The sequence below is a fragment of the Acidovorax sp. FJL06 genome (assembly GCF_003852545.1).
Classification (GTDB): domain Bacteria; phylum Pseudomonadota; class Gammaproteobacteria; order Burkholderiales; family Burkholderiaceae_C; genus Acidovorax.
On sequence record NZ_QAJR01000047.1, the window covers coordinates 24,492 to 40,542 of the forward strand.

Sequence of the window (16,051 nt, forward strand, 5' to 3'; positions counted from 1 at the left end):
CCCTGCCCCACGTTCATGAACACTCTGCATCGCAAGAAGCTGCCCGGCACCCGGCTCGACTACTTCGACGCCCGCGAAGCCGTCGAAGCCCTGCAACCCGGCGCCTGGTCCACCCTGCCCTACACCGCCCGCGTGCATGCCGAAAACATAGTGCGCCGCGCCGACCCGGCCATCATCGGCGACTGCCTGCGCCAGCTCATCGAGCGCCGGCGCGACCGTGACTTCCCCTGGTACCCGGCGCGTGTGGTGTGCCACGACATCCTCGGCCAGACCGCCCTGGTGGACCTGGCGGGCCTGCGCGATGCGATTGCCCAGCAGGGTGGCGACCCGGCCCAGGTGAACCCTGTCGTGCCGGTGCAGCTCATCGTGGACCATTCGCTGGCCGTGGAATGCGGCGGGTTCGACCCCGACGCTTTTGCCAAGAACCGCGCCATCGAAGACCGCCGCAATGAAGACCGCTTCCACTTCATCGAGTGGACCAAAAAGGCCTTTGCCAACGTGGATGTGATCCCGGCGGGGAACGGCATCATGCACCAGATCAATCTGGAAAAAATGTCGCCCGTGGTCCATGCCGACAACGGCGTGGCCTACCCCGACACCTGCGTGGGCACCGACAGCCACACGCCCCACGTGGACGCCCTGGGCGTGATCGCCATTGGCGTGGGCGGCCTGGAGGCCGAGAACGTGATGCTGGGCCGCGCATCGATGATGCGGCTGCCCGAGATCGTGGGCGTGCAGCTCACCGGCCAGCGCCGGGACGGCATCACCGCCACCGATGTGGTGCTGGCGCTCACCGAGTTCCTGCGCAAGGCCAAGGTGGTCGGCGCCTACCTGGAGTTCCATGGCGAAGGCGCTGCCAAGCTCACCATCGGCGACCGCGCCACCATCTCCAACATGGCGCCCGAGTACGGCGCCACGGCGGCGATGTTCAGCATCGACGAGCAGACACTGGCCTACCTGGCACTGACGGGCCGCACGGCCGAACAGGTCACGCTGGTCGAGACCTATGCCAAGCAGGCCGGCCTGTGGTCCGACACGCTCCAGGACGCCGTTTACGAGCGCACGCTCACGTTCGACCTCTCCAGCGTCGTGCGCAACCTGGCCGGCCCCTCCAACCCGCACGCCCGCGTGGCCACCCGCGACCTGGCCGCCAAGGGCATTGCCGGCCCCTGGGCCATGCCCGCACCCGGCCAGGGCAGCATGCCCGATGGCGCCGTGGTCATTGCCGCCATCACCAGTTGCACCAACACCAGCAACCCGCGCAACGTGATCGCCGCAGCCCTGCTGGCGCGCAACGCCAACCGGCTCGGCCTCACGCGCAAGCCCTGGGTCAAGTCGTCCCTCGCGCCCGGCTCCAAGGCCGTGGAGCTGTATTTGAAGGAAGCCGGTTTGCTGGCCGACCTGGAAGCGCTGGGCTTTGGCATCGTGGCCTTTGCCTGCACCACCTGCAACGGCATGTCGGGCGCGCTCGACCCCGCCATCCAGCAGGAGATCATCGACCGCGACCTGTACGCCACCGCCGTGCTCTCGGGCAACCGCAACTTCGACGGCCGCATCCACCCCTATGCCAAGCAGGCGTTTTTGGCCTCGCCGCCACTGGTCGTGGCCTACGCCATCGCGGGCACCGTGCGCTTTGACATCGAGCGCGACGTGCTGGCGGTGGTGGACGGCCAGGACATCCGCCTCAAAGACCTCTGGCCCAGCGACGAAGAGATCGACGCCGTGGTCAAGGCCGCCGTGCAGCCCGCGCAGTACCGCGCCGTGTACGAGCCCATGTTCGCCCTCCGGCACGATGACGGCCAGCGCGTGTCGCCGCAGTACGGCTGGCGGGCGCAGTCCACCTACATCCGCCGCCCGCCCTACTGGGACACCGAAGGCACCGGCGCGCTGGCCGCCACCCCGCGCACGCTCAAGGGCATGCGCCCGCTGGCCATCCTGCCCGACAACATCACCACCGACCACCTCTCGCCGTCCAACGCCATCCTGGCCGACAGCGCAGCGGGTGAGTACCTGGCAAAGATGGGACTGCCCGAGGAGGACTTCAACTCCTACGCCACGCACCGGGGCGACCACCTCACCGCCATGCGCGCCACCTTTGCCAACCCGCAGCTGGTCAACGAGATGGCCGTGGTCGATGGCCAGGTCAAAAAAGGCTCGCTCGCCCGCGTGGAGCCCGAGGGCCAGGTCATGCGCATGTGGGAGGCCATGGAAACCTACCTGAACCGCCGCCAGCCGCTCATCATCATTGCCGGTGCCGACTACGGCCAGGGGTCCAGCCGCGACTGGGCCGCCAAGGGCGTGCGCCTGGCGGGCGTGGAGGTGGTGGTGGCCGAGGGCTTCGAGCGCATCCACCGCACCAACCTGATTGGCATGGGGGTGTTGCCGCTGGAGTTTGAGCCCGGCACCAACCGCCACACGCTGGGGCTGGACGGCACGGAGACCTTTGACGTGGAGGGCCCGCTGAAGCCCCGCGCACGCCTCACACTGGTCATCCGGCGCAAGAATGGCGTGGTGGCCCCAGTGCCCATGGCCTGCCGCCTCGATACCGCTGAAGAGGTCTCGGTGTACGAGGCTGGCGGCGTTCTGCAACGCTTTGCGCAGGACTTCCTGGCACAGAACCACAAGCAAAAAGAGGCTCCAGCGCTTATCTAACAAGCGCAAGCAGCTATCAAATTTGATATGACCACCATGACCAGCCCTTTTGCGCCACAGATCAAGATCCCCGCCACCTACCTGCGCGGCGGCACCAGCAAGGGCGTTTTCTTCCGCCTGGACGACCTGCCCGAACCCGCCCAGCAGCCCGGCGCCGCGCGCGATGCGATCCTGCTGCGCGTGCTGGGCAGCCCAGACCCCTATGGCAAGCAGATCGACGGCCTGGGCAATGCGTCATCGAGCACCAGCAAGGCCGTGATCCTGAGCCGCAGCACGCGGCCGGGCCACGATGTGGACTACCTGTTCGGCCAGGTGTCCATCGACCAGCCCCTGGTGGACTGGAGCGGCAACTGCGGCAACCTCTCCGCGGCCGTGGGGCCCTGCGCCATCCACATGGGGTTGATTGACACGGCACGCATTCCGCAGAGCGGCAGCTTGGCCGTGCGCATCTGGCAGGCCAACATTGGCAAGACCATCGTGGCACATGTGCCGATGGCCCATGGGCAGGTGCAGGAGACGGGCGACTTTGAACTGGACGGCGTGACCTTTGCGGCCGCCGAGGTGGCGCTGGAGTTCATGGCCCCTGCCGCTGAAGGGGGGGCCATGTTCCCCACCGGCAACGTGGTGGACACCCTGGAAGTCCCCGGCGTCGGCCGCTTTGCCGCCACGCTGATCAATGCGGGCATTCCCACGGTCTTTCTCAACGCGCAGGACATCGGCTACACCGGCACCGAGCTGCAGGGCGACATCAACCAAGACCCGGCGGCGCTGGCGCGCTTCGAGGCCATCCGAGCCCACGGCGCCGTGAAGATGGGCCTGATCCAGAACCTGGACGAAGCCGCCACACGCCAGCACACGCCCAAGATCGCGTTCGTGGCACCGCCTGCCAGCTACACCGCCTCCAGCGGCAAAGCCATTGAGGCGCAAGACATCGACCTGCTGGTGCGCGCGCTCTCCATGGGCCAGCTGCATCACGCCATGATGGGCACGGCGGCCGTGGCCATCGGCACCGCCGCGGCCATCCCCGGCACGCTGGTCCACCGAGCGGCGGGCGGCGGCGCGCGCAACGCCGTCCGATTTGGGCACCCTTCCGGCACGCTGCGCGTAGGGGCCGAAGCCGCGCTAGCCAACGGCCAATGGCAGGTCACTAAGGCCCTGATGAGCCGCAGCGCCCGCATCCTCATGGAAGGCTGGGTGCGCGTGCCTGCCGGTCATTTTTGAGCAAAACCGCCAGACCGGAGGCATCCCTCGGAAATGAATCCCTTCGCCATGGCGTGCCTCGGCCCCGCACCCACAACCCCCGTTCGGGCTGAGCTTGTCGAAGCCAGGGCTTGCCGCGTGCGTGCAAGGCTTCGACAGGCTCAGCCCGAACGGACGGGGGCATCCGAAGTATGCAAATAGTTATAAAAATAGCCTATAGCGCCCATTCAACAAGCGCAAAAAGCTATCAAATAAATAGCAAACCATGAACACCAAACAACAACTCAAAGCCCTGGCCCAGGCCCGCCGGGGCGTCATCGTGCCCGGCGCCTTCAACGCCCTCTCCGCCCGCGTGGTGGCCGACCAGGGCTTCGAGGCCATTTACATCACTGGCGCGGGCGTGACCAACATGTGGTTCGGCCTGCCCGACCAGGCCTTCATGGGCCTCACCGACATCGCCGACCACACGGCCCGCATCCGCGACGCGGTGGAGCTGCCGCTCATCGTCGATGCCGACACCGGCTTTGGCAACGCGCTCAACACCTACCACGCGGTGCGCACGCTGGAGCGCGCGGGCGCCGACTGCATCCAGCTCGAAGACCAGGTCAGCCCCAAGCGCTGCGGGCATTTCAACGGCAAGGACGTGATCTCCACCGAAGAAATGCTGGGCAAGATCAAGGCCGCCGTGGACGCCCGCCGCGACGCGGGCACCCTCATCCTGGCCCGCACCGATGCCTGCGCCACCCAGGGCTTCGAGGCCGCCGTGGAACGCGCCCAGCGCTTTCAAGAGGCGGGTGCCGACATCCTGTTTGTGGAAGCCGTCACTACGCTGGACGAGATCCGCGCCCTGCCCCGGCGCCTGGCCGCGCCGCAGCTCATGAACATGGTGATTGGCGGCAAGACCCCCATCACCAGCGCCGAAGAACTGGCCACGCTGGGCTATGGCCTGGTGCTGTATGCCAACGCGGCGCTGCAGGGCGCGGTAGCGGGCATGCAAAAGGCGCTCACGGTGCTGCGTGAACAGCGGCGCATCGACGAAGACCCGACCCTGGTGGCACCGTTTGCCGAGCGCCAGCGCCTGGTGCGCAAGGCCGAATGGGACGCACTCGAAACCAGGTACACCTAATACGGTGTGAACGAACCCGCCAAGCGGCGCGTTTGTTTGTGCACACAGCGCCACACCCAAGCGGCAGGAAAGCATCCGGAACGCAGCACGAAGGGATCGGGCGCGGCACAATGGCCGCTCCATGCACTCTGCGCGCGCCGCCCCATGCACAGCATCCCTTCCCTGAACGTGGTGGACCTGATGCTCGACGCTGTCTGCGTTGTCAATGCAGACAGCTCCATCGTGTTTGTCAGCCCGGCGTTTGAGCGCATCTTTGGCTACCGGCCCGAGGAAGTGGTCGGCAAGCGCATGCTTGACATGGTGCACCCCGAAGACCTGGCCATCACCCAGCGCCAGGCCCGCAGCGTGACCGACGGCCATCTGCAACTGCAGTTCGAGAACCGCTATGTGCGCAAGGACGGCGGCATTGCCCACATCCGCTGGACGGCGCGCTGGCTGCCCGAGCAACAGGTGCGGCTGGCCGTGGCACACGACATCACCGAGCGCCGCCTCACCGAGTCCATGCAGGCCGTGATCTACGCGATCTCCGAAGCCGCCCACACCACGCAGAACCTGCAGGCGCTGTTCCAGCACATCCACCAGATCATCGGGCGGCTGCTTCCCGCCACCAACTTTGCGGTGGCGCTGTACGACGCCCAGGCCGATGCGCTGAGCTTCCCCTACCACGTCAACGAGTCGCTGCCCGCCCCCCCGCCCATGGCGCTGGCGCAGGATGCGCTGTGTGCCGAGGTCATCCACAACGGCTGCACCCTGCTGCTGACCCCCGAGAACCGCACCGCACACCCGCCGCCCGCTCCGCAGCACCGCCCGCCCCTGTATTGGCTGGGCGTGCCCCTGCAAACTCAAAACGGGCCCATTGGCGCGCTGGTGCTGCAAAGCTACACCGAGCAGGGGCGCTACACCGACAAGGACAAGGAGCTGCTGCAGTTCGTCTCCACGCAGGTGGCGGCGGCCATCGAGCGCAAGCAGATGCTCGAACGCCTGGAGCACATGGCCCAGTACGACCCGCTCACGCACCTGCCCAACCGCCAGCTGTTTCTCGACCGGCTCAAGACGGCGCTGGCCCGCGCCCGGCGCGACCAGTGCCTGCTGTCGCTGCTGTTCATCGACCTGGACCGGTTCAAGGAGGTCAACGACACCCTGGGCCACGCCATGGGCGACCTGCTGCTGCAGCGCGTGGCGCAGCGCCTGCTCGAATGCGTGCGCGGCTCCGACACCGTGGCGCGTCTGGGGGGAGACGAATTCGTGGTGCTGCTCGAAAGCGGACTGGCCCGCGACCACGCCACGGCAGCGGCCGACAAGATCCTGTCGGCCTTTACCCAGCCGTTTGACCTGGAAGGCATTCGCCTGAACATCCAGCCCAGCATTGGCGTGGCGATCTACCCCGAACACGGTGGTGAAGAACACCACCTGCTCGGCCATGCCGACGCGGCCATGTACCTGTCGAAGAAAAATGGCGGCAACCAGGTGCGCGTGGCCCCGCAGGCAGAGGCCCAGGCCCTCTGACACGCAGGGCCAAGCCCCCGTGCGGCGGGCGTTCGCTGCACAATCCAGGCCCGCTGCCAGTCCTGCCGCCCCGCCCTCCCCACAAGGTTCCACCCCATGCTTTACAACGCCCTCAAGCTCGCCCATGTGCTGTCCATCATCCTGTGGATCGGTGGCATGGTGTTTGCCCATTTCTTTCTGCGCCCGGCGGCGCAGTCGCTGGAGCCGCCGCAGCGCCTGCGGCTGATGCACGACGTGCTGCAGCGTTTTCTGGGCGCCGTCACGGTGGCGGTGGGGGTGGTGCTGGTCAGCGGGCTGTGGATGATCGGCAACATCGCCCGGCAGGCCGTGCAGTCGGGCGCACGCTTCGCCATGCCGCTGGACTGGACCATCATGGCCACGCTGGGCATCGTGATGATGGCTATCTTCGGCCACATCCGTTTTGCGCTTTTCCGACGCCTGCAGCGGGCGGTGGCAGCGTCTGACTGGCCCGCAGGCGGCCAGGCCATGGCGGCCATCCGCCAGTGGGTGGCAGTAAACCTGGGCCTGGGCGTGGCCATTGTGGCCATCACCCTGCTGCTGTAACCCACGGCAGCGCATTGCGCAGGCCGCTGGCCGCTGGCCGCTGGCCACAGTGCACCTACTTCAGGCGCGGTCAAGCCACTGCTGACACACCCTGGTCCTGCGGCTCCTCTACCATCGGGTAACGAGGAGCCCTGCTACGTGTTCAAGTATTTCGAAAGCCGCCTTCCCCCTTATCCCCCCGCCGAACCCCATCTGCCCCCGAAGGACTTCATGGCCTTTGTGTGGGACTGCACCCGTGGCCTGCGTGGCTATGTGGTGGCCATGGCGGCGCTGTCTGCGGCCATTGCCGTGTTCGAGGCCCTGCTGTTCGCCGTGCTCGGCCATGTGGTGGACTGGCTGTCCACCGTGGCGCCGCACACCCTGTGGGCTGAGCGCAAGGGCTCCATCCTGGGCATCGTGGCGCTGCTGATGGGCACGCTGGTGCTGGTGTCCTGGCAGACCAGCCTCAAGCACCAGGTGCTGGCCATCAACTTCCCGCTGCGCCTGCGCTGGAACTTTCACCGCCTGATGCTGGGCCAGAGCATGGCGTTTTACGCCGACGAGTTTGCAGGCCGCATCACCACCAAAATCATGCAGACGGCGCTGGCCGTGCGCGACATGATCTTCACCACCACCGATGTGGTGATCGGCATGGGCATCTACTTGGTCACCATCCTCGTGCTGCTGGCGGGCTTCGATGCGCGGCTGATCGTGCCGTTTGCGCTCTGGATCGTGGCCTATGGCCTGGCCTGCTGGTACTTTGTGCCGCGCCTGGGCCAGGTGGGCAAGGCGCAGGCCGACGCGCGCTCGGTGATGACCGGGCGCATCACCGACGCCTACACCAACATCGCCACCGTCAAGCTGTTCTCGCACACACGGCGCGAGTCCGAGTTTGCGCGTGCGGCCATGGATGCCTTCAAGCTCACGGGCTACGCGCAGATGCGGCTGGTGAGCCTGTTCGAGATCGTGAACCAGGCGCTGGTGGTGGCGATGATCCTGGGCGCCTGCGGCACGGCGCTGTGGCTCTGGACGCTGGGCGAGGTGGGCGCGGGCGCCGTGGCCGCCGTCATCGCGATGACGCTGCGCGTGTCGGGCCACGCCCACTGGGTGATGTGGGAGATGACCACGCTGTTCGAGAGCGTGGGCACCATTCAGGACGGCATCAATACGCTGACCAAACCCCGCCTGGTGGTCGATGCGCCCGATGCGCAGCCCCTGCAGGTAACACACGGCGAGGTGCGCTTCGAGAACGTGAGCTTTGCCTACGAAAACCAGGGGACTGCCTCCGGCAAGGGCCGCCCGGTCATCGATGCACTGCAACTCACCATCCGCCCCGGCGAGAAGATCGGCCTCATCGGCAGATCGGGCGCAGGCAAATCCACCCTGGTGAACCTGCTGCTGCGCTTTCACGATGTGCATGCGGGCCGCGTGCTCATCGACGGGCAGGACATCGCCCATGTCACGCAAGACAGCCTGCGCCGCAACATCGGCATGGTCACGCAAGACACCTCGCTGCTGCACCGCTCCATGCGCGACAACATCCTGTATGGCCGCCCGGATGCGACGGAAGACGACATGCGCGCTGCGGCCCGCCGCGCCGAGGCCGCCGAGTTCATCGAAACGCTGAGCGACCTGCACGGCCGCACCGGCTACGACGCCCAGGTGGGCGAGCGCGGCGTGAAGCTCTCGGGCGGCCAGCGCCAGCGCGTGGCCATTGCGCGCGTGATGCTGAAAGACGCGCCCATCCTGCTGCTGGACGAAGCCACCAGCGCGCTCGACTCCGAGGTGGAAGCCGCCATTCAGCAAAGCCTGGACAGCCTGATGCAAGGCAAGACCGTGATCGCCATCGCGCACCGGCTGTCCACCATCGCCGCCATGGACCGGCTCATCGTGCTGGACGCAGGCCGCATCGTGGAAGAAGGCACCCACGCGCAGCTGCTGGCCCAGGGCGGCGTGTATGCGCGGCTGTGGGGGCACCAGAGCGGCGGGTTCCTGGGCGGGTCGGACGAGGATTGAGAACGAACGCGGCCGCCTGGGCGACACCCTGTCGCCCAGGCGGTTGTGCGCGGCCCGTGCACAGCCTACCGTTGCGGCCACGCACGGGCCGTGGTGGCCCGGCGCCTTTCAGGAGACGACCCGATGATCAAAATCACGGCGGTATACCGCTGGCGCGAGGGCGCCACGTTCGACCACGACTACTACCACCGCGAGCACATGCGCATTGCCCGCGCAGCCCTGCAGCCCCTGGGCCTGGTGCGGCTGGAGAGCGACCGCGTGCTCCACCCCGGCGAGCCCCGCCCCGGGCAGGTGGTGGCGCTGACCAATGCGTTCTTCAGCGACCTGAAGCAGGCCCAGGCCGCCGCCAAGCAGACGGCTGCAGCGCTGATGGCGGACATCTCCAACTACACCAACATCCAGCCCGAGTCGTACTTTGCGCAGATGCTGGCGCACGAGGTGGCCAGCGCGTAGCGTCACGGGCAACAACAAAGCGTGTTCCTTTTGCCGATCCGGGGGCGGATTTGTTTGATAATCCATTCTCAATAAAAACCCTGCACCTGGATGGAACGACTCACCCGGCAACGCTCTGCAATTCTTGCGGCCATCGCCAGCGCGCAGCGCCCGCTGTCGCCGCAAGAGGTGCTCGACACCGCACGCGCTGCGGTCGAGGGCCTGGGCATGGCCACGGTCTACCGCAACATCAAGGCCCTGCTGGAAGCTGGCTCGGTCCAGGCCGTCCAGTTGCCCGGCGAAAGCCCGCGCTACGAAGCCGCCGGGCAGTCGCACCACCACCACTTCCAGTGCACGCGCTGCCAGCGCGTGTTTGACGTGCACGCCTGCCCGGGTGACCTGCAGGGGCTGGCGCCCCAGGGCTTTGCCGTCGAAGGGCATGAGCTGACGCTGTATGGCCGCTGCGCGGACTGCGCGCCGAAGGCCCGTACAGGGGACAAAAGACCGTGAAAGGGCCCTTCGCGCCACGGCGCCACGACGGGTCGGCGCGCCGCTGGCTCACAGCCTTCGTGCTGCTGTGCGTGCTGTGCACGCAGGCGCTGGGCCTGGTGCATGGCATCGTGCATGCTTCCCATGCCGGCACGGTCCGGTCCGCGCCGCCAGGCCAGGTGGCCCTGGAGGATGCCCGTGGCGTGGGCGTTGCGCCCGCGCCGGGCGGGCTGGGCGCCCTGTTCGCCAGCCACGACGACAGCAGCGAATGCCGCCTGTTCGACGCACTGGGCCACCAGCACGGGCCTGCGCTGTGCGCGCCGGCACTCTCCTACGCCCAAACGCCCTGCATTCACCTCCATCGGCGCCTGGCCGGCGCCTGCGTGGCGCGCTGGGCCACGCTGTTTGACGCACGCGGCCCGCCCGTTCTTCACTGACCCCTTGTTGGCAAACCCGCATGCATGCACGCACGCACGAGTGCGCATCCGCATGCGGGGTCGTATCGGCATTTCAGTGAGAACAACCATGAAGAATTCATCCCTCCAGGGCGGCTTGGCGCTGTCCCTCGTCTTGGCATTGGCAGGTTGCGGCGGCGGCAACAGTGGCGGCAGCAGCAACGATCGCCATGGGTCGGTCAAGATCGACACCGCAGGCCGCCTGGCGATTGCGGAAGACGCCGGGGCCACGCTGCGCATCTATGACCTGGACAGCGCCAGCGTGGTGTCGAACTTTCCGCTCGCCAATCCGCCTTCCGCGCTGTACGCCAGCCCTGGCGGGCGCTACGCGCTGGCCTTCCAGCGCCCGCAGGACACTGTGCAGATCGCCGATGCCGGCGTCTGGCAGGAAGACCACGGAGACCATCTGCACGACTACAAGGCAGCGCCCAAGATGCTGGACTTCCGCATCAACGGGCCCCAGCCCACCCACTACGACAACCGGGCGGGCCAGGCCAGCATCTTCATGGACGGCCGGGCACCGTCCACGGTGGCTTCTGCCGTGGTTTTCAATGACGCGGACCTGGGGGCCGGCCGGGTGGGCGCGGGCATCGGCTTTGCGCAGCCCATGCATGGCTTTGCCGAACCCAATGGCAGCTTTCTGGTGGCCACCTACCGGGCACCCGACGCCACGGGTGCGACGCAGGCCGAGGTCTACAGCCGCCAGGGGGCGCAATACACCTTCGTTCGGCGCCTGGATCTGCCCTGCCCCGCGATGCATGGCAGCTTCACGCGCGGCAACACCACGGTGGCGGGCTGTGCAGACGGTGTGCTCGCCATCTCCCCCCAGGCCACGGGTACTGGTGCACCAGCGGCCACGAAGATTGCCACCGCAACAGGCGTGAGCACGGTCGCCGGCCATGCGCAGTGGGCCCGCTTCATCGGCATGGGCAACGCCGGCACGCCGTCCACCACCCGCTTCTATGACATCGACACGGCAGCCGGCACGGCCACCGCGATCAGCATCGCCGGCTGGACCGAAGGGCGCCTGCGCCGTGCGCATGGGTTTGATCGTGCAGGGCGCTACTTCTTCGTGCTGGACGATGCCGGGACCCTGCATGCCCTGGAGCGCGGCGCCTCGGGCTGGACCTCCCGCAAATCCATTGCGGGCGCCATTCCGGCCGCCCCTGCGGCGGCGCCGTTCCCCTCCCTGGTGGCCAACGAAGCGCGGGACGAGGTCTACCTCTCCGACCCGGGCGCGCGCCAGCTGGTGGCCATCAACACCGCGACGCTCGAAGTGGCACGCCGCACCAACCTCGACTTCCGCCCGACCGCCCTGGCCTGGCTGGGGATCGCGCGGTAGGCGGATGCCACCCGCAGCGCCCGGGCGGGCCCGCCCCCCGGGCGCTCAGAACCTGTTCAAGGTCTTTTGGGAGATCGCGTTGGGAGTGCCACCGTGATGAAGTGGATGCATCGGACACCCGGGGTTCGGACAAAAGCGAGCCGCAACGCTTTCACCACTTGCGCAAGCAGCTATTATTTTGATGGCAACCCCATCAACACTCCGCCCATGACATCCAACCCAGCGCTCCCCCTCGACATGCCCATCCCCAACGGCGACCAGCTCAAGGCCAGCCGGGTGGCTGCGGGGCTCAGCCAGGCCCAGGCCGCCGAGCTGATGGGCTACCCGCTGCAGACCGGCAGCCGGGGCGGCGTGCAGTCGCGCACCTGGCAGGCGCTGGAGAGCATGAGCGACGAGCGCAACATGCAAGGCCCCGTGTACGCCATGTTCCTGCTGCTCACGGGGCAGCATCCCGGCTACGTCCTCACGCCCCGCACGCCGGACGCAGGCTAAAAAAACGGAATGGCCCGAAGGCCATTCCGCAAGTCATTGACAAGGGAGATTGCTGCGAAAGCAAGGCGGCGGCTCAGTCCACCTTGATGTTGGCCGCCTTGATCACCTGCGCCCACTTGTCCACCTCGGCCTTCTGGAAGGTGGCGATCTGGGCCGTGGTCATGTCGGCGGGCTCCATGCCAAAGCCCGTGAGGCGCTTTTGCATGTCGGGCTGGGCCAGGATCTTGCGGATCTCGTCGTGCAGGCGCGTGACCATGGGCACGGGCGTGTTGGCCGGCACGAAGATGGCCTGCCACGATTGCACTTCAAAGTCCTTGAGCTCCGCCACGCCCGACTCGGCCACCGTGGGCACGTCAGGCATCGAGCCCAGGCGCTTGGGCGAGGTGACGGCAATGGCGCGCAGCTTGCCGCTCTGGATGTGGGGGGCTGCCACCACCGTGGTGTCGAACATCATGTCCACCTGGCCGCTGATCACGTCCTGGATGGCCGGGCCGCTGCCCTTGTAGGGGATGTGCGTGAACTTCACACCCGACTTGTAGGCCAGCAGCTCCACGGCCAGGTGCTGCGAGCTGCCCGTGCCGGCCGATGCCGACGACAGGCCGCCCTGCTTGCCCTTGGCGGCCGTCAGCACGTCCTTGAGCGTCTTGTAGGGGCTGGCGGCGGACACCACCAGCACCACCGGGTTGGTGCCGATGAGCGTGACGGGGCTGAACGACTTGATGGGGTCGTAGCCCAGCTTGGGGTACAGGCTGATGTTGATGGCATGCGAGCTGACGGTGCCGCCCAGCAGCGTGTAGCCATCGGGGGCCGAGCGTGCCGCCGCCTCCGACCCGATGCTGCCCGCCGCCCCGCCCTTGTTCTCGACCACCACGGTGGTGCCCAGGGCCGTGCCCAGTTGCTGCCCGATCAGGCGGGCCAGCGTGTCGGTGGTGCCGCCCGCCGCAAAAGGCACGACGTAGCTGATGGTTTTGCCCGTGGGCCAGGTGCCCTGGGCCAGGGCGGGCAGGCCCACGAGGCTGCCTGCGGCCGCCAGGGCCGCAGTGTGGATGAGTGTTCTGCGTTGCATGGTGCTTGTCTCCAGAAGGATGGGAATCGGAATGGATGGAAAAGGGCGCAAAGAGGGATGCCAGAGAGCTGTGCGGTGGGAGCGGCGCGGGCGCAAAAAATGCCTGCTCCCTGCTGGCTCAGGGCAGGTCCACGATCTCGATCCAGTTGGGGTTCTTGCCCACGGGCACGCGGGTGGGCGCGCCGGGCAGGCCAGTGGCCGGGTCGATGGGGTGCAGCGCAACATGGTGCGACTCCTGCCCCGCCGCGATCAGGAAGCGGCCCGACGCATCCACCGCAAACCCGCGCGGGGATTTCTCGGTGGGCACCTGGCCCAGGGGCTGGAGCTGGCCGGTGGCCGCGTCCACCCGAAAGCTGCTCAGCGTGCTGGAGGTGCGCTCGGACGCATACAGCGTGCGCCCATCGGGCGACAGGTGCAGGTCGGCCGCCCAGGGCTTGCCGGCAAAACCCGCCGGCAGCGCCGTGGTGCGCTGCACCGGGCGCAGCGTGCCGCGCTCCTTGTCGTAGGCCATCACGTGCACCGAGGCATCCAGCTCGTTGAGCAGGTACAGCATGCGCTGGGCCTGGTCCCACACAAAGTGGCGCGGGCCCGATTTTTCGGGCGTGACCGGGGTCAGTGCCGGCTCGTGGGCGGTCAGGCGCCCGGTGTCGGCATCAAAGCGCCAGGCCGAGAGGTTGTCGCCGCCCAAGCTGGTGGCCAGCACGTAGCGGTTGGCGGCATCGGCATGGATGGCGTGCGCGTTGGGCGCCGTGGGGATGAGCTGCTGCACCGCCCCCACCAGGCCATCCTTGCCAATGCTGTTGACCGTGATCTTGTGGCCCGGGTAAGACGCTGCAAACAGCCAGCGGCCCGTGGCATCGGTGGCGATGTTGGCCATGCTGTCGGCCAGCGGGGCCTCGCCCAGCTTGCGCAGCTTGCCGCTGGCCGGGTCGATGGCCAGGCTCACCACGCGGAAGGGTTGTGAGCGCAGCGCCACATACAGCACCTTCTTGTCCGGGCTCACGGCCATGGGCATCGCCGTGCCGGCCACGGGCAGGGTGTCTACGGGCTTGAGCACACCGGCACTGCGGTCCAGTTCCAGCACCGACACGTCCTGGCTGTCGGCGTTGGAGACATACACCCAAGTGGCGGCCGACAGGCCTGGTGCCGCCAGCATGGTGGCCGCAGCAAGCGCCCAATGCGCGAGCCTGTGGCGGTTGCGAGGTTCAGTGGTCATGGGTGTCCCCTGCTGGTGGCTGCACCGCCAAGGTATGGATGGGAAGTGCGTGCCATGGTGGTTTCTGTGCTTTCCCGCCCCGAAGCGCGGCGCCTTGCCATGCTTCATTCGTTCGGGTTTTGTCCTTATTGTTATATGTCGTCATACAACAAGATGCGCATTGTGATCCCAATGCAGCACCGACAGACAAAGGGATTACCCGGGGTCTCCAGGCAGCAATTCACCCCTCAATCATTGGTAAACCCGCGGCCCTATCCAATCATCGACTCGGTAAAAACCCTGAATTTCCGCATATCGCACCCTGTTTTCGATTTCTTGGGTTGTATTTTTTCCACCCTAGTTGTACGATGACTAACAACACATCTTGCCGGAGACAACATCCATGTCCTTCAACCGCCGCGCCATCCTGTTGGCCTGCTCCGCCGCCCTGGCGGCCGTATCCGTATCTGCCACCGCCCAGACAGCGGACTGGCCTGCCAAGACCCTGCGCATCGTGGTGCCCTACCCGCCCGGCGGCAGCTCGGACATCATTGCGCGCTCCATCAGCCAGTCGCTGTCCGAGGCGCTCAAGCAGCCCGTCATCGTCGAGAACAAGCCCGGCGCCAATGGCAACCTGGGCGCAGACTTCGTGGCCAAGGCCGAGCCAGATGGCTACACCCTGCTGCTGTGCGACGTGGGCGCGCTGGCCATCAGCCCCTCGGTCTATACCAAGCTCTCGTTCGACCCTTCCAAGGACCTGCGTGGCGTGACCATGCTGGCCTATTCGCCGCACCTGCTGGTGGTCCACCCCTCGGTGCCCGTGAGCAACCTGAAAGAACTGGTCGCCTACTCCAAGAAGAACGACCTCAACTTTGCGGTCACCGCCACTGGCAGCGCCCCCCACCTGGCCGGTGTGGCGCTGGAGCGCGCCAGCGGCGCACGCTGGCAGTACATCCCCTACAAGGGCGGCGTGAGCGCCATCCAGGACACCGTGGCAGGCCAGACCCAGGTGTTGATGAACGGCATGCTCGCCACCCTGCCCCAGGTGCAGAACGGCAAGCTCAAGGTGCTGGGCGTGTCCAAGGCCACCCGCATGCCGCTGCTGGGCAACGTGCCCACCATCGCCGAACAGGGCGTGCCCGGCTACGAATCCGGCACCTGGCAAGGTGTGCTGCTGCCACGCGGCACCCCCGAGGCCGTGGTGCAAAAGCTCAACAAGGCGCTCATCACCGCCATCCGCGCACCCGAGATCCGCTCGCGCCTGGCCGGCCAGGGCGCCGAAGTGGTGACCATGACGCCCGCCGAGCAGGACCAGTTCTTTGGCAAGGAGCGCGCACGCTGGGCCAGCGTGGTATCCGCCGCCAACATCAAGCTGGACTAAGACGGCGTGAACGAACCCGCCGTGCCCGCTCCTTCCGCCATCCCATTTCTTATCACCGCCCCGCACTGACATGACCCCCCAAGACCTCAAAACCATCATGGGCTCCGGCCTGCTGTCCTTCCCCATCACGGACTTCGACGAGCAGGGTGAATTCCG

Annotated in this window: 14 protein-coding genes; 12 read left to right on the forward strand and 2 right to left on the reverse strand. The window is 67.1% G+C overall.

Features of this window, described 5'->3' with window-relative positions; all coding sequences use genetic code 11:
* Nucleotides 1-15 precede the first annotated feature (15 nt).
* From acnD to DBV10_RS21205, 11 genes are all read left to right on the forward strand, one after another.
* The gene (gene acnD / locus DBV10_RS21155) at nt 16-2,652 is read left to right on the forward strand and encodes a Fe/S-dependent 2-methylisocitrate dehydratase AcnD (RefSeq protein WP_124515535.1); all 2,637 of its coding nucleotides are present in this window, start codon (nt 16-18) and stop codon (nt 2,650-2,652) included.
* A 36-nt stretch (nt 2,653-2,688) separates the two neighbouring features.
* The gene (gene prpF, locus DBV10_RS21160; protein ID WP_124515536.1) at nt 2,689-3,873 is read left to right on the forward strand and encodes a 2-methylaconitate cis-trans isomerase PrpF; all 1,185 of its coding nucleotides are present in this window, start codon (nt 2,689-2,691) and stop codon (nt 3,871-3,873) included.
* Nucleotides 3,874-4,117: 244 nt separating this feature from the next.
* Nucleotides 4,118-4,978: an oxaloacetate decarboxylase gene (locus DBV10_RS21165; protein WP_124515537.1), complete on the forward strand. Its 861-nt coding sequence runs from the start codon at nt 4,118-4,120 to the stop codon at nt 4,976-4,978.
* 144 nt (nt 4,979-5,122) lie between these two features.
* A complete protein-coding gene (locus DBV10_RS21170; protein WP_124515538.1) occupies nt 5,123-6,484 on the forward strand; it encodes a bifunctional diguanylate cyclase/phosphodiesterase in 1,362 nt (453 codons plus the stop codon).
* Between the two features lie 96 nt (nt 6,485-6,580).
* The gene (locus DBV10_RS21175; protein ID WP_124515539.1) at nt 6,581-7,048 is read left to right on the forward strand and encodes a CopD family protein; all 468 of its coding nucleotides are present in this window, start codon (nt 6,581-6,583) and stop codon (nt 7,046-7,048) included.
* A gap of 138 nt (nt 7,049-7,186) precedes the next feature.
* On the forward strand, nt 7,187-9,043 hold the full coding sequence (locus tag DBV10_RS21180; protein ID WP_124515540.1) for an ABC transporter ATP-binding protein: 1,857 nt from the start codon (nt 7,187-7,189) through the stop codon (nt 9,041-9,043).
* A 123-nt stretch (nt 9,044-9,166) separates the two neighbouring features.
* Nucleotides 9,167-9,496 (forward strand): EthD family reductase, encoded by a 330-nt coding sequence (locus tag DBV10_RS21185; RefSeq protein ID WP_124515541.1) that lies wholly within the window; start codon nt 9,167-9,169, stop codon nt 9,494-9,496.
* Between the two features lie 90 nt (nt 9,497-9,586).
* Nucleotides 9,587-9,985, forward strand: coding sequence for a Fur family transcriptional regulator (locus tag DBV10_RS21190; protein WP_124515542.1), 399 nt, complete (start codon nt 9,587-9,589; stop codon nt 9,983-9,985).
* Nucleotides 9,982-10,401, forward strand: a complete 420-nt coding sequence (locus tag DBV10_RS21195) for a hypothetical protein (RefSeq protein ID WP_124515543.1) — start codon at nt 9,982-9,984, stop codon at nt 10,399-10,401. Before DBV10_RS21190 ends, DBV10_RS21195 begins: the two co-directional genes overlap by 4 nt.
* An 88-nt stretch (nt 10,402-10,489) precedes the next feature.
* Nucleotides 10,490-11,761: a hypothetical protein gene (locus DBV10_RS21200; RefSeq protein WP_124515544.1), complete on the forward strand. Its 1,272-nt coding sequence runs from the start codon at nt 10,490-10,492 to the stop codon at nt 11,759-11,761.
* 207 nt (nt 11,762-11,968) lie between these two features.
* Nucleotides 11,969-12,253, forward strand: coding sequence for a helix-turn-helix transcriptional regulator (locus DBV10_RS21205; protein WP_124515545.1), 285 nt, complete (start codon nt 11,969-11,971; stop codon nt 12,251-12,253).
* Nucleotides 12,254-12,326: 73 nt separating this feature from the next.
* On the opposite strand, the gene DBV10_RS21210 is transcribed toward DBV10_RS21205, so the two are convergent.
* On the reverse strand, nt 12,327-13,319 hold the full coding sequence (locus DBV10_RS21210; RefSeq protein ID WP_124515546.1) for a tripartite tricarboxylate transporter substrate binding protein: 993 nt from the start codon (nt 13,317-13,319) through the stop codon (nt 12,327-12,329).
* 118 nt (nt 13,320-13,437) lie between these two features.
* On the reverse strand, nt 13,438-14,475 hold the full coding sequence (locus tag DBV10_RS21215) for a beta-propeller fold lactonase family protein (protein ID WP_233590009.1): 1,038 nt from the start codon (nt 14,473-14,475) through the stop codon (nt 13,438-13,440).
* Between the two features lie 442 nt (nt 14,476-14,917).
* On the opposite strand from DBV10_RS21215, the gene DBV10_RS21220 reads away from it, so the two are divergent.
* Nucleotides 14,918-15,895: a tripartite tricarboxylate transporter substrate binding protein gene (locus DBV10_RS21220; RefSeq protein ID WP_124515548.1), complete on the forward strand. Its 978-nt coding sequence runs from the start codon at nt 14,918-14,920 to the stop codon at nt 15,893-15,895.
* Nucleotides 15,896-16,051 lie beyond the last annotated feature (156 nt).

Excerpts from the sequence above, each read along its gene's own strand:
- DBV10_RS21175 (WP_124515539.1), top strand. The coding sequence starts at position 6,581 with ATGCTTTACAACGCCCTCAAGCTCGCCCATGTGCTGTCCATCATCCTG.
- DBV10_RS21215 (WP_233590009.1), bottom strand. The coding sequence starts at position 14,475 with ATGCTGGCGGCACCAGGCCTGTCGGCCGCCACTTGGGTGTATGTCTCC.
- DBV10_RS21205 (WP_124515545.1), top strand. The coding sequence starts at position 11,969 with ATGACATCCAACCCAGCGCTCCCCCTCGACATGCCCATCCCCAACGGC.
- DBV10_RS21185 (WP_124515541.1), top strand. The coding sequence starts at position 9,167 with ATGATCAAAATCACGGCGGTATACCGCTGGCGCGAGGGCGCCACGTTC.
- DBV10_RS21165 (WP_124515537.1), top strand. The coding sequence starts at position 4,118 with ATGAACACCAAACAACAACTCAAAGCCCTGGCCCAGGCCCGCCGGGGC.
- DBV10_RS21210 (WP_124515546.1), bottom strand. The coding sequence starts at position 13,319 with ATGCAACGCAGAACACTCATCCACACTGCGGCCCTGGCGGCCGCAGGC.
- DBV10_RS21170 (WP_124515538.1), top strand. The coding sequence starts at position 5,123 with ATGCACAGCATCCCTTCCCTGAACGTGGTGGACCTGATGCTCGACGCT.
- DBV10_RS21190 (WP_124515542.1), top strand. The coding sequence starts at position 9,587 with ATGGAACGACTCACCCGGCAACGCTCTGCAATTCTTGCGGCCATCGCC.
- acnD (WP_124515535.1), top strand. The coding sequence starts at position 16 with ATGAACACTCTGCATCGCAAGAAGCTGCCCGGCACCCGGCTCGACTAC.
- DBV10_RS21220 (WP_124515548.1), top strand. The coding sequence starts at position 14,918 with ATGTCCTTCAACCGCCGCGCCATCCTGTTGGCCTGCTCCGCCGCCCTG.
- prpF (WP_124515536.1), top strand. The coding sequence starts at position 2,689 with ATGACCAGCCCTTTTGCGCCACAGATCAAGATCCCCGCCACCTACCTG.
- DBV10_RS21200 (WP_124515544.1), top strand. The coding sequence starts at position 10,490 with ATGAAGAATTCATCCCTCCAGGGCGGCTTGGCGCTGTCCCTCGTCTTG.